We start from the raw sequence: 12,674 nt of genomic DNA, 5'->3' as shown, positions 1-12,674 counted from the left end.
CGGTCGGGCTTCGTGGCCCGTTGCGCACAGAGTGGATGGGACGCTTGGCGGATCCTTGGCGTCCAGGTCAGCCGGCGAAGCGCGACCTCAGGAGCGGCGCGCTTTGACCAGACGGATCACGCCGTAACCGACGGCGCAGGCGACAGCGGCAACACCCAGCCAGGGAAGCAGCAAGCCGAAGACCAGAACCAGATTGCCCGCGACGGAAACCATTGCGTCCCAACCTCTTTGAATTTGGCCGGCGAAGCCCTGATACTCCTTGGGCGAAGGTCCGCCCACCGTCTCGGCCACGAAGCTGACGTCAACAGTGCTGTATTCGACGCGGTCACCGAGCGCCTCGCGTTGCGCGCGCAGGCTGTCCAGATCGGCCTGCCGCTGTGAGAGTGCGTTCTCTGCCGAGATCAGAGCTTCGGGGTCCTTCGCGTCGCGCATGATGGCAAGAAGGCGGTCCACCGAGGTCTGCAGTGCCCTGATGCGGGCGTCGAGATCGACCCGTTGCGCCGTCACATCCTCGGATCTCGTTTCGGCGGTCTGGACGGTGCCCAGAGTCTTCAGCTCCCGCACGACACCGTCGAGCTTCGCCACCGGAACGCGCAGCACGACCGAGGTACGGGCCAGGCCCCTGTCGGATCCCGCGTCCTCGGTACGACTGTCGACCCGACCGTCGGAGTCCTCCACCATGACGGCGGCTTTGTCCGCCGCCTCGGACACATCTCTGACCCTGATCGTCATCGACGCGGTCTTGACGACGTCACGTTGTGCGTCCTGCACCGGCATGGGCCCCGACTCGGGCGGGGCAGCCGGCGCCTCCGCAACGCCGTCTTTGGGGCTGGATGCGGGTGCATTGCCCTGAAGGGACGGCGTGGAGCAGGCGGTCAGGAGGCCCACTACTGCAATGCCTGACATCGCCAGCAACAGGCGGATGCGGTGGAGCCGAGGAGTGATCAAGATCATGCAATCACCTTGCCATCAGCTGTGAGGTTCGCCCATTTCCGCTGGCAGGACTTCTCGGTCGGGCGTCGAGTGGCTGGTTATCTTGCGCGAATCGACGTCTTACGACTGAAAACTTCCCACTCGCGGCAGGTTCAGTCCGAAAGCGCTCCAGGCCGGCAGACTAAGCGTGAAGCTCGGCCTTCAGAGCGGTGTTCTCTGCCTCGAGATCCGATAGCCGTTGGCGCATGCCGGCGAGAGCAGGCTCGAGTTCGGCGGCGCTGAACCGGGGCGTGATGTGCTGCGGGCAGTTCCAGTCGAACGCGTCCACCGTCACGAGGACTGCGCCTTCCACCACGGCGTCGTAGTCCGGATGGCTCAGCGACCGGATGAGGTCCGGCTCTTCTTCAGCGGTGACGATGCGGGCATGGCCGAAAATCTTGAGCCGCCGCCGACGCGCATAGTCGACGGTGATGATCGCGACGCGATCGTCGCCGCCGAGATTGCCGGTGCTGATGTATTGCAGATTGCCGCGAAAATCGGCCCACCCGATCGTGTGCTCATCCAGCACCCGCACGAATCCAGGTGGGCCACCCCGATGCTGCACATAGGGCCAACCGGTTTCGCTCACGGTGGCGAGATAGAAGCCGTCACGCTCGGCGAGGAACTCGGTCTCGTCCTCGGTCAACCCGTCCGGTTCCGCGGACGCCGCGCCCGCGATGCGTTTGCGTTCGTAGAAGGCGTCGCTGCCGCGCTCGTGCTGCACTGCCTGCACGTCGTCAGTGAAAGCGATCGCGGGATAACGCCTACTCATTGCATCCTCCGGCCCGGTCTGTCCCCAGAGCAGCGTCGAAGCCGTGCGATCAATTCCCGTGCGGCCCGGCGGCTCAGGTGATCCGAATCCAGGGTTGACAGTTCTGCGACTCGAAGGCCTTCACCGTTTCGTTCAGAGTCGCATACATCGGGCCGACGGACAGATTCGTCGCGACCACGTGGTCCTTGTTCGCGCCGGGCGTGCTGTAGGTGAACCACAGGCACATCGAGTCCTGCGTCGGCACATCGTTGATGAAGACGCCGAACGTCGACGCCGTACCGTCTGTGCGGTAGAGACCAGGCGAGACGTCGGGCCCGACGAGAAAGAAGCCGCTCCCGGGAATCGGGTCCATCGGATCGGCGGCCGCAGGCGCGGCCGGGGCGACCGCGACCACAGCCGCGCCCAGTACGGCCGCTGCCAGACCTCGCCCGATCACAACGCCAGCGTATGGCCCGACCAATCTGTGCGCGCGACAATCGCGTTTGCTGTCGATTACCCTGACCGCGCGACATCTCGGGCTCGCGAAGGCTACCTGCGACACATCTGGCGTATCGTGTTCAGCATCAGGGTATTTCGGCCTATTGTCACCGGTACACGAGAAACTGCTCACCGTCATCGCCGAAGACATCGCCAGCCTCCGAAGGAGGGACATCCCCACGCTGAACGGTTGTAGCCGTCCGGTGGCCGCCGTATGTGTGATGGCCGCGACTGCCCTGCCGAACGCTTCGCCGGCTCAGGCCGTGCCCGAATTCTGCGTTGCCAGCCAGCGTCGTCGACGACATCTGCACCGCGCGGCTGACGTCGGTGACGGCCAATGCCGCTGATGGGACGATCACGGGGACGCCGGTCGGTGGCGGGACGGCGATTACCCTTGCGGGACAGGAAGATGCTTACGAAAAGTCGGCCGGCTTCGGAGAGGCGCCGCCGGACCCGGTGCGCCGCTGGGACGAAACGATCGACCACGTCAGTGGCCTGGACGTCGATGCGAGCAATCCCAATTGGTACGGCAACGCCAAGGCCAAGGTGTTCCTGCCCAGGACCTCGAACGACCTCGCCACTCAGTTTCCCCCTGACACAGCTTTGGTGCAGTTCTTTTCTGACGACGCCCAGCCGAACGTGTTCCGGCTCGTAACCATCCAGCCGCGGAACTGCATGCCGGAAGCGACGCCGCTCGACGTAACTTGTCGAGATTGAAAGCGCAACGACTTGCCGCTTCTCCTAACGACACCTGTGAGACGATTCGCCGTGGTCCAACTCGCCATTCCTACCGCCAGGAGGGTCGCATGACCACAGCGGACGCCGGCCATGCGAATTCGTCCGAGGGCACCGTGACCGTGACGGAAGCCGACTCCGGAACATACAAACAGGAGATCAGCATCGGGCATCACCGACTCGTGGCCGACGAGCCGCCACCTGTTGGCGACGATGCGGGTCCGAATCCATATGACCTCGTGCTGGCCGGGCTGGGAGCATGCACGTCGATGACCGTGCGGATGTACGCCGATCGCAAGGGTTGGCCGTTGGAGAAGGTACGAGTGACCCTGCGACACTCCCGAATTCACGCGGAAGACTGCGCCGACTGCGAGACCACCAAGGGTTGGATCGACCACATCGATCGCGTCATCGAGTTGGTCGGCGAACTCGACGACACACAACGGCAGCGTTTGATGACCATTGCCAATAGTTGCCCCGTTCACCACACGCTGACGTCAGAGGTGAACATCACGACGGCACCGGTCTGAGTCGGTCTTTAGCGGGCGGAGTTGCCCGGTCGTCCCTCGACTGTGCGAATCGGAACGGTCTCAAGACATGTCGCGCACGAAACCGCGCAGTCGAGCCGTCTGAAACGAAACACCGCCGGCCCCACAGGACCGAGGGTGTTTCGGCGTGCGCCGACTAGTGGGGTCAGTGGTGGTGATGACCGTGGCCGTGACCGTCGTCGGCTGCCGCAAACGTCCGCACGTGACCGAGTTCCTCTCGGAACTTGTCAGCCAGCGCCGCGGCCGTCGCAGCTAGCAGGGCGCTGAACGGGCCGCGAAGCCGCTGGCCAGGATGACCGTCGGGCTACCGCGGGCTGCTCATTCGTCAGGCCTTGTGACGTCACGATCGAGGCCTGACGTTGGTAGCGGAGGTACTCCAACAAGCTCACACGTTCACCGGTCCCCGGAGATGGCGTTGCAGGTATTGGTCGCATCTTCTCGTAAGCGGTTGCGCCGGTGGCATTTCCGCAGCGAGCGTGCAATGACGGCGAAAATTCAGCCGAATTATCGCGGTGACCGCACGCTCGCGCTTCGCACGTAGGCCGCCGAAAGAAACACCCCCGGCCGCTGAGGACCGGGGTGTCTCGTTCTGCGCCGACTAGCGGGGACCAGCGGAGTCAGTGATGGTGGTGACCGTGGCCGTGGCCGTCGTCTGCCGTCTCCTCCGGCTTCTCGACGATTGCCGTTTCGGTGGTGAGCACCATCCTGGCCACCGACGCCGCGTTGAGAACCGCGGAGCGGGTGACCTTCACCGGGTCGACGACACCGTCGGACGCAAGATCGCCGTACTCCAGCGTCGTCGCGTTGAAGCCCTGCCCGTCGGGCAGCTCGGCGACCTTGTTGACGACGACAGCGCCATCCAGCCCGGCGTTGGTCGCGATCCAGAACAGTGGCGCCGACAGCGCGGCGGCGAAGACGTCGGCACCGGTGCGCTCGTCACCGCTGAGGCCCTCGCGCAGCTTCTCGACGGCCTTGCGGGCCCGAAGGAGCGCCGAGCCGCCGCCTGCGATGATGCCCTCCTCGACCGCAGCCTTCGCGGCCGCGACCGCGTCCTCGACGCTCTCCTTGCGCTCTTTGAGGGCCGTCTCGGTGGCCGCTCCGACCTTGATGACGGCCACACCGCCCGCCAACTTGGCCAGCCGCTCCTCAAGCTTCTCGCGGTCCCAATCGGAATCGCTGGCCTCGATCTCCGACCGCAGCTGCGCCTTACGCCCCTCGATGGCGTCCTTCGTGCCACCGCCGTCGACGATCACAGTCTGGTCCTTGCTGACCACGACGCGGCGCGCCGACCCGAGCACGTCGAGACCGACCTCGCGCAGCAGCAAGCCGACGTCGGGGTTGACCACCTGACCGCCGGTGACGATGGCGAGGTCTTCGAGGAACGCCTTGCGGCGGTCGCCGAAGAACGGCGCCTTGACCGCGACAGCCTTCAGCGTCTTGCGAATGGCGTTCACAACCAGGGTCGAAAGCACCTCGCCCTCAACGTCTTCGGCGATGATCAGCAGCGGCTTGCCGGCTTCGGCCACCTTCTCGAGGAGCGGAAGCAGGTCGGGCAGCGAACTGACCTTCTCGCGGTGCAACAACACCAGCGCGTCTTCGAGAACCGCCTCCTGGGCGTCGAAGTCGGTGATGAAGTAAGCCGAGATGAAGCCCTTGTCGAAGCCGACGCCGTCGGTGACCTCCAGCTCGGTGTTCAGCGTCGACGACTCCTCGACGCTGACGACGCCGTCGGCCCCGACCGTGGTCATCGCCTCGCCGACCAGCTCACCGAGCTGTTCGTCGCGCGAGGAAACCGTCGCCACCTGGGCGATGCCCTTCTTGTCGGACACCGGGGTGGCCGACGCGAGCAGCGCCTCGGATACCGCGTCGGCGGCCTTGGAGATACCGGCGCCCAGCGCCATCGGGTTGGCTCCCGCGGCGACGTTGCGAAGGCCAGCCTTGATTATCGCCTGCGCGAGCACGGTCGCGGTGGTGGTGCCGTCGCCCGCAACGTCGTTGGTCTTGGTGGCCACCGACTTCACCAGCTGAGCGCCGAGGTTCTCGAACGGGTCTTCCAGATCGATCTCGCGGGCGATGGTGACGCCGTCGTTGGTTACCGTGGGTCCGCCGAAGGCCTTGGCCAGCACGACGTGCCGACCGCGCGGTCCCAGTGTCACGCGTACCGCGTCGGCGAGCTTGTCAACGCCCGCTTCCATTGCACGGCGCGCGGTCTCGTTGAATTGGATTTCTTTTGCCATGGGGCGTGTCCGTCCTTGCTATGCATGACGCCCCGGGAATCCGCCGCTGGCTAGCGGGGATCGCCGGGGCGGTCACGTTCGTCTATTTACTTGTTGACGATGGCCAGCACGTCGCGTGCGGACAGGATCAAGTACTCCTCGCCGCCGTACTTAATCTCGGTGCCGCCGTACTTGCTGTAGATGACGGTGTCGCCCTCGGACACGTCCAGCGGGATCCGTTTTTCGCCGTCCTCATCCCAGCGGCCGGGGCCAACTGCGACGACGGTGCCTTCCTGCGGCTTCTCCTTGGCGGTGTCGGGGATGACCAGACCGGATGCGGTCGTGGTCTCGGCCTCGTTGGCCTGTACGAGGATCTTGTCCTCGAGTGGCTTGATGTTCACGCTCGCCACGATTGGAGCCCTCTTTCGTAGATTCGGGTTGCACAGCTCTAGTAGGTGTTGGCATGCGTCCGTGCCCTCGCGCCGTCGTCGCGGGTGCCGGTCGAGGGCGTGGCCGCCTGCCTCCTAGCACTCTATACATGAGAGTGCTAGCACTCAAGAGCCACCCCTGCCTATCGCCCGTGGCGAACGCGGACGTCGCCGAAGTAGGCGGTGACCAGCGGGTTGAACAGGTCGGCTCGCTCCCACTGCAAGAAGTGGCCTGCACCCGGAAGCACCACAGGACCGGTTCTGTCCGTGAAAGCGATCTCGCAAGTGGGCAGGAAATCGGGTCCGACGACGTGGTCGTCCATGCCGTAGAGGATCAACGTCGGGACGTCGATCTTGCGGTCCAGGATCGGCGGCTCACTGATTTTTCGTCCATGCATGAGTTGATAGGCCGCCCACCCCGCGCGCAATCGCTCTTCGGTCGAGAACGGTTCGGTCATGAAGTCGACGTCGGCCGCGGTGAAGGTGCCCGGTGACGCCCACAGCCGGTGGCCGTACATTCCGGCGACGTAGCGCCTGCGCTTGGCGGGTGTGTCCAGCTCGGCGGCCAGTTCGTCGGGGGTCACGCCCTGGAGGTATCGGTAGTCACTTGTCGGCCCCTCGCCGATCGCGCGAATCGAGGTGATGTCGATGCCCGCTGCGGCGAAGTCGTCGAACAGGAACGGGGGTACGGAGTCGAAGAAGACGAGTTTCTCCACGAAACCCGGGTACCGCTGGACGAGGTCGCAGGAGATCGCGCCGCCCAGATCGCCGGCGACCACGCCGCACCGTTCGTACCCGAGCACATCATGGACCAGCAGGTAGATGTCGCGGCTCCACGCCGCGAGGTCGTACACATCCTCGGAGGACAGGTCGGAGTCGCCGTAGCCGCGCAGATCAAGTGCGATCACCTCATGACCGGCGTCGGCCAAGGGACGAATGTTGCGCCACCAGATACGTTTGGTCTCGGGGTAGCCGTGCAAGAGGACGAGGGGATAGCCGACCCCGTCTCTGGGCCTCTCGTGCACGAAAGCGAGGGACAGGCCGTCGCGACCAGGCGTGGGAGGAACCTCCCTGCGGTGGACCGCAAAGGCGTCAGCGGACGGTGTCTCGGGTTGTTCGGGCCGCAGACGCAAGTCGTAGTGCACGGCAGTGAGTCTGCCGCACGAATCAGCCGAAGTTGCGCGGATCGACCATGAGGTGGGCCGAGACGTCGCCGATCATCTGGATCTCCACCTTGCGCTCTGTGAAGTACCACCCGTCGTCGTCGCGACCGAATTTGTCGTAGTAACGACCGACGACGATCGGCTGAATCGGCACGCTCTCCGTGTCCTGGACGACGCAGAACGTCGATCGGGTGGTGGCGGTGTCGTCGTCGGCGAGCTCGACGATCGGGTTGAGCACCAGATGCCTTGTGCGCGGCGTGTTCTGGTGGTCGGGGTATCGGCGGGTTGTCATCGCGAACAGGTTGGCGATGTTGTCGGCACCCGAGACCGATCCGGTCCCCGATCCGCCGAAGGTGGATCGGGCCAGCAGCTGACCGATGCCGTCGAAGTCACCGGCGTCGATGAGCTCGGCATACCGGTACAGCAGCTCGGTGATCTCGAGTTTGTGGGTCACAGCTGTCCTTTCACCACCGGCAGACCGGGATCGCTTGCGACGTCGAGCGGGGACGGCGGGGCGCCCGCTGCGACGAGATGCGCCGCGAACGACGCGATCATCGCGCCGTTGTCGGTGCACAGTCGCGGGCGCGGGATGCGAAGTGTCAGACCGTTAGCCGCGCAACGTTGTGCAGCCAGCTCGCGCAGCCGGGAGTTGGCGGCCACACCGCCCGCGATCAACAGCGTCGAAACTCCGCGCTCGGTAGCCGCCCGCACCGCCTTCATCGTGAGCACGTCGGCGACCGCCTCCTGGAACCCGGCGGCGACGTCAGCCTGCGGCGCCGAGGGGTTCTTCAACACGTAGCGGGCAACGGCCGTCTTGAGGCCGGAGAAGCTGAACGCGTACGGGTCGTCGCGCGGTCCGGTCATGCCGCGGGGGAACACGATCGCGTCGGGATCGCCCTGGCGGGCGAGGTCGTCGAGCACTTTGCCGCCGGGATAGCCGAGGCCGAGCAGGCGCGCGACCTTGTCGTAGGCCTCCCCCGCTGCGTCGTCGACGGTGCTGCCGAGCTCCTCCATCGGTTCGGCCAGCGAGCGCACGTGCAGCAAATTGGTGTGGCCGCCGGAGACCAGCAGGCCGACGCATTCGGGCAGTGAGCCATGGTCGAACACGTCGGCGGCCAGGTGCCCGCCGAGGTGGTTGACCGCGTAGAACGGCACCTGCCATGCGACCGCGTACGCCTTGGCCGCGGCGACGCCCACCAACAGGGCGCCTGCCAGCCCAGGACCGATGGTGGCCGCGACGACATCCGGCTTGGCGATGCCCGCCGCGTCCAGCGCGCGGCGCATGGTCGGCCCAAGTGCCTCGAGATGTGCCCGCGAGGCGATCTCGGGCACCACACCGCCGAATCGCACGTGTTCGTCGACGCTGGAGGCCACCTCATCGGCGAGCAGCGTCACGGTGCCGTCGGCGGCCAGCTCGGCGATGCCGATTCCGGTCTCATCGCAGGAGCTTTCGATCGCCAGGATGGTCGTCATGCCGAACCTCCTCGTGCGGGGCGTTGCATGGTGTAGGCGTCAGCACCGCTGACGCGGTAGTAGCGCTTGCGCAGCCCGACATTGACGAAGCCCGCGCTCTCGTACATGGCGATGGCGGCCGCGTTGTCCGTGCGCACCTCGAGATAGACCGTGTCGTCGGCCGCGATGTCGAGCAGCCGTTTCAGCATCTCGCGGCCGATGCCATGGCCCTGGTATGCCGGGTCGACGCCGATGGTGTGAATCTCATACTCGTACGGCGGTTTTCGGCCGAGCCGTGCGATTCCTCCGTAGCCGACGAGCTGGTCGTCGGCGCGCGCCGCGACGTAATGGATGTGCGGAGCGGCCAGTTCGCGCAGAAATGCCGCAGCGGGCCACGGATCGTCGCCGTCGAACAGCTGCGCTTCCAGTTCCGCGCACCGCGCCGCGTCGGCGGGCGTCAACTCGTCGTAGGAGACCGTCACGACGGCACCACCGGCGTGACGACTTGCGGCTTCGCGTCCGGTCGACGCAGGTACAGCGGCACCAACGGGCGCGGCGGCACCGCCCAGTCGACGGCACGCACCAGCCCCGAGGCGGTTGGGCAAACGGCGGGCTGGCGCGGCAACGCGAACAACGCCGCATGCTCGGGTGAACCCGCGACGGCGCCAACGTCAGTCGGTACGTCCGCGGGCGACGACACAGCAGGACCCTCGGTGCGTTGCCCGTCGCGATAGCGCGCCCAGTACACCTCGCGGCGACGGGCGTCGGTGACGACGAGAACGTCTCCCACGGTGTCGACGCCGATCCCGTCGAGGCTGCACACGCCGTACACCGGGATTTCGAGCGCCTGTCCGTACGCGGCGGCGGTGGCCATTCCCACCCGCAGCCCGGTGAAAGGCCCAGGCCCGCAGCCCACCACGACAGCGGTGAGGTCGGTGACCGCGATCCCCGCATCGCCGAGCGCCGCCAGCACATTGGGCGTCAGCTGCTCAGCGTGTGCACGGGCGTCGACGGTGACGCGTTCGGCCAGCACGTCGATACTGCCGACGTCGCGCCGCACGATTCCGGCGGTGACGGCGGGCGTCGCTGTGTCGATGACGAGCACGACGTTCGTCATGGTCGGCTCCACCGCCAGATGGCCGTGCGCACTTCGGTATCCGCGGCGCGTTCGAGCCGGATGTCAAGGTGTCGCTCCGAGAGCCGCTCGACGATGCCTTCGCCCCACTCGACGACGACGACGGCACCGTCAAGGTCGGTGTCGAGGTCCAACGAGTCGAGTTCGGCGAGCAGGTCGGTTCCGACGTGGTCCAGCAGCCGATACATGTCGACGTGCACCATGGCCGGCGAATCGGGCCACCGCGGCCGGTGCACCCGGGCCAGCACGAACGTCGGCGACGTCACGGGACCGTCGACGTCCATCGCCTCGGCGATTCCCTTGGCGAGCACGGTCTTTCCCGCTCCCAACGGTCCCGACAGCACCACCACATCGCCTGCGCGCAGCCCTGCGCCGAGTCTAACGCCCAGCCCCTTGGTGTCCTCGGCGGTGGGCAGCTCCGCTGTTCCCTCCGAATGGTCACCCATGGGGCCGCGCCCGATCGCGAATCCGGCGCGTCATCGCGACGAGCTTGGACGGTGTGGCACGCTCGACCAGCCTGACGAGCGCGTCGTCGATGACCTCGGGCTGCTCCAACTGAACGAGATGGCCCGCGCCGCCGACGGTCACCAGCTCGGACTTGGGCAACGCGGCCGCCATCGCCTGCGAGTGTTCGGCGGGTGTGATGAGGTCGCGATCGCCGCAGGCGACGAGCGTCGGCACCTTGGCAAGCGTGCGCAGGCCCTCGTCCTCGTCGTGCACCTCCAAGGCGTGCAGGAACTCCACCAGGGTGACGATCGGCGTGCCGAGCATCATCTTCTCGGAGAACTCGACGACGCTGGGGCTGACCTTCTCATCGCCGTACGAGGCGGTCCGCAGGATGGGGGCGATGATCGACTTGGCGGCGCCCCTGGTTCGGTGCACGGTCTTCGGCGCGTAGCGGACCGCGAACCGAACGGCCTCCAGCGCCGGGTTTTTCAGGATCTCGGCGACCGGCGACCGTGCGACACCTTCGGCGGCCGAGGAGATCAGCGCCGCGCCGACGATACGGCTGGGATAGCGCCGCGGGAACTGGCGGGCATGTGACAGGACGGTCATGCCGCCCATCGAGTGCCCGACGAGCACCACCGGGCCCTTCGGCGCCGTAACGGCGAGGACGGTCTCGAGATCGCGGCCCAGCTGCTCGATCGTGTAGGTGTCCGGCGGCGCCTCGGCGGACTGGCCGTGACCGCGGTGGTCATAGAACACCATGCGGACCTGCGGGCCCCACTCCTGCTCGAGGCGTACGCGCTGGAAGTGGAAGCCGCCCATGCGAAGGCAGAACCCGTGTGAGAACACCACCGTCAGGGGCGCGTCCTCGGGCCCGACTTCGCGCACGGCGAGATCGATGCCGTCGGGTGTGGTCACCACGGAACTGCGATCGGCGTCGAGAAGATCGAAATCCTCGCCCGCGTACAGATCCTCGTTCGTGGTGCGGCGCGTGACCGACCGCGCGACCGTCACGCCTGCGATGGTCCCGACCGCGGCCAGCCCCGCGACACCCGCCAACAGGCCCGCGTTCGCTGTGCGTCGCAGCCGTTTCGGGTCGTTAACGCTCACCCGCCTCGCCTTCCGCAGGAGCGCCGAGATACGACCTGACGACCCGGCCCCGCGGGCTGGTGACGACTTCGTAGTGGATGGTGTCGAGCATGTCGGCCCAGTCCTGTGCCCTCGGCTCGCCGTCGACGCCGGGCCCGAACAGGATCGCCTCGTCACCCTCGCTGACGTCGCTCGCATCGGGCCCGAGGTCGACCACGAACTGGTCCATACAGATTCGGCCGACGTTGGGCCGCAGCCTGCCGTTGATCAGCACGCTCATCCGTCCGCTCAGGGGGCGGAACACACCGTCGGCGTATCCGATGGGCAGCAGCGCGAGCGTGGTGTCGCGGTCAGCTTTCCAGGTGTGTCCGTAGGACACGCCTTCGCCAGCGCGCACCGACTTGACCAGTGTGACAGCACATTTCAGCGTCATGGCGGGCCGCAACTCCATATCGCCGCGCTCGGGAATGGGGCTGAGCCCGTACACCGCGATACCAGGCCGAACCAGGTCGTATGCCAGGTCGGGACGCGTCATGGCAGCGGGCGAATTGCACAGGTGGGTGATGTCGAAGTGCACGCCCTGATCGGCCGCCTGCTTGCGCATGTCGATGAGGCGTCGCGCCTGCAGATCGTTGACGGGGTTGTCGGGCTCGTCGGCGTTGGCGAGGTGCGACATGATGCCGTGCAGCCGCACCGCCTCGTCGGCGGCCGCCTGGCGCAACATCGGCAGCATCGACGGGTAGACGTCGGGGCTGACGCCATTCCGGCTCAACCCGGTGTCCACCTTGACCGTGATGTCGGCGGTGACGCCGGTGAGCTTGGCGGCGACCAGCAGTTCCTCGAGTTGCCGGGGCGAGGACAGCGCCACCGCGATGTCCGACTGCAAGGCCGGAGCGAAGTCGGTGCCGGGCGGATGCAGCCAGGCGAGCACCGGCGCGGTGATGCCGTCGCGGCGCAGCGCCAGCGCTTCGGCGATGGTCGCAACGCCGATCTCGGCGGCGCCCGCGGCCAGCGCGGCCCGCGCGACCTGGGTGGCGCCGTGGCCGTATCCGTCAGCCTTGACGACGGCCATCACCTGCGCGGAGCCGGCGTGTTGCCGCAGCACCCGGACGTTGTGCCCGATCGCCGCGAGGTCCACCGCCGCCTCGGCGTTCGCGCTTGGCGTCAGGGAAGTCGTCGTTTCCGTCTTCGGCATGGTCATGTCACCACCGACGATTGTCCCAGACCCCCGATTTCCGCC

At 66.7% G+C, this 12,674-nt stretch carries 16 protein-coding genes; 3 read left to right on the top strand and 13 right to left on the bottom strand.

The genetic code is table 11. The features are described 5' to 3' along the window. Positions 1-87: 87 nt before the first annotated feature. From C6A82_RS05970 to C6A82_RS05960, 3 genes are all read right to left on the bottom strand, one after another. Positions 88-906 (bottom strand): DUF4349 domain-containing protein, encoded by an 819-nt coding sequence (locus C6A82_RS05970; RefSeq protein ID WP_396836801.1) that lies wholly within the window; start codon positions 904-906, stop codon positions 88-90. Positions 907-1,114: 208 nt separating this feature from the next. Further along, on the bottom strand, positions 1,115-1,744 hold the full coding sequence (locus tag C6A82_RS05965) for a pyridoxamine 5'-phosphate oxidase family protein (protein WP_105344396.1): 630 nt from the start codon (positions 1,742-1,744) through the stop codon (positions 1,115-1,117). 73 nt (positions 1,745-1,817) lie between these two features. Beyond that, on the bottom strand, positions 1,818-2,180 hold the full coding sequence (locus C6A82_RS05960) for a hypothetical protein (RefSeq protein ID WP_396836783.1): 363 nt from the start codon (positions 2,178-2,180) through the stop codon (positions 1,818-1,820). A 320-nt stretch (positions 2,181-2,500) separates the two neighbouring features. Here C6A82_RS05960 and C6A82_RS05955 point away from each other — a divergent pair, with 320 nt between their 5' ends. From C6A82_RS05955 to C6A82_RS05945, 3 genes are all read left to right on the top strand, one after another. Next, positions 2,501-2,938, top strand: coding sequence for a hypothetical protein (locus tag C6A82_RS05955; RefSeq protein WP_233216695.1), 438 nt, complete (start codon positions 2,501-2,503; stop codon positions 2,936-2,938). Positions 2,939-3,027: 89 nt separating this feature from the next. Then, positions 3,028-3,486 (top strand): OsmC family protein, encoded by a 459-nt coding sequence (locus tag C6A82_RS05950; RefSeq protein ID WP_105341294.1) that lies wholly within the window; start codon positions 3,028-3,030, stop codon positions 3,484-3,486. A 145-nt stretch (positions 3,487-3,631) separates the two neighbouring features. Next, complete coding sequence (locus tag C6A82_RS05945) at positions 3,632-3,760, top strand: hypothetical protein (RefSeq protein ID WP_311101707.1); 129 nt, start codon at positions 3,632-3,634, stop codon at positions 3,758-3,760. A gap of 361 nt (positions 3,761-4,121) precedes the next feature. On the opposite strand, the gene groL is transcribed toward C6A82_RS05945, so the two are convergent. From groL to alr, 10 genes are all read right to left on the bottom strand, one after another. Continuing rightward, positions 4,122-5,741: a chaperonin GroEL gene (gene groL / locus C6A82_RS05940; protein ID WP_105344529.1), complete on the bottom strand. Its 1,620-nt coding sequence runs from the start codon at positions 5,739-5,741 to the stop codon at positions 4,122-4,124. A gap of 86 nt (positions 5,742-5,827) precedes the next feature. After that, positions 5,828-6,130 carry a co-chaperone GroES gene (gene groES / locus C6A82_RS05935; protein WP_105344527.1) on the bottom strand — a complete coding sequence of 101 codons (303 nt, stop codon included), beginning with the start codon at positions 6,128-6,130 and terminating at the stop codon, positions 5,828-5,830. A 161-nt stretch (positions 6,131-6,291) separates the two neighbouring features. Continuing rightward, entirely contained in the window at positions 6,292-7,293 is a 1,002-nt protein-coding gene (locus C6A82_RS05930) for an alpha/beta fold hydrolase (protein WP_105344525.1), read from the bottom strand. Between the two features lie 22 nt (positions 7,294-7,315). After that, positions 7,316-7,765 carry a nuclear transport factor 2 family protein gene (locus C6A82_RS05925; protein ID WP_105344523.1) on the bottom strand — a complete coding sequence of 150 codons (450 nt, stop codon included), beginning with the start codon at positions 7,763-7,765 and terminating at the stop codon, positions 7,316-7,318. Next, positions 7,762-8,784, bottom strand: a complete 1,023-nt coding sequence (gene tsaD / locus C6A82_RS05920; RefSeq protein WP_105344521.1) for a tRNA (adenosine(37)-N6)-threonylcarbamoyltransferase complex transferase subunit TsaD — start codon at positions 8,782-8,784, stop codon at positions 7,762-7,764. The genes C6A82_RS05925 and tsaD overlap by 4 nt, the downstream gene beginning before the upstream one ends. Beyond that, positions 8,781-9,245 (bottom strand): ribosomal protein S18-alanine N-acetyltransferase, encoded by a 465-nt coding sequence (rimI, locus tag C6A82_RS05915; protein ID WP_105344520.1) that lies wholly within the window; start codon positions 9,243-9,245, stop codon positions 8,781-8,783. The genes tsaD and rimI overlap by 4 nt, the downstream gene beginning before the upstream one ends. Next, positions 9,242-9,880, bottom strand: a complete 639-nt coding sequence (gene tsaB / locus C6A82_RS05910) for a tRNA (adenosine(37)-N6)-threonylcarbamoyltransferase complex dimerization subunit type 1 TsaB (protein WP_105344532.1) — start codon at positions 9,878-9,880, stop codon at positions 9,242-9,244. The genes rimI and tsaB overlap by 4 nt, the downstream gene beginning before the upstream one ends. Next, on the bottom strand, positions 9,877-10,344 hold the full coding sequence (tsaE, locus tag C6A82_RS05905; RefSeq protein ID WP_105344518.1) for a tRNA (adenosine(37)-N6)-threonylcarbamoyltransferase complex ATPase subunit type 1 TsaE: 468 nt from the start codon (positions 10,342-10,344) through the stop codon (positions 9,877-9,879). Before tsaE ends, tsaB begins: the two co-directional genes overlap by 4 nt. Next, positions 10,337-11,455 (bottom strand): alpha/beta fold hydrolase, encoded by a 1,119-nt coding sequence (locus C6A82_RS05900; RefSeq protein WP_233216895.1) that lies wholly within the window; start codon positions 11,453-11,455, stop codon positions 10,337-10,339. Before C6A82_RS05900 ends, tsaE begins: the two co-directional genes overlap by 8 nt. Beyond that, on the bottom strand, positions 11,445-12,629 hold the full coding sequence (gene alr, locus C6A82_RS05895; protein ID WP_233216896.1) for an alanine racemase: 1,185 nt from the start codon (positions 12,627-12,629) through the stop codon (positions 11,445-11,447). The genes C6A82_RS05900 and alr overlap by 11 nt, the downstream gene beginning before the upstream one ends. Positions 12,630-12,674 lie beyond the last annotated feature (45 nt).

The organism is Mycobacterium sp. ITM-2016-00318 (genome assembly GCF_002968285.2).
Taxonomy (GTDB): domain Bacteria; phylum Actinomycetota; class Actinomycetes; order Mycobacteriales; family Mycobacteriaceae; genus Mycobacterium.
The sequence above is the reverse complement of the archived record's forward strand: the minus strand, read 5'-3'. Positions and strand labels throughout refer to the sequence as shown.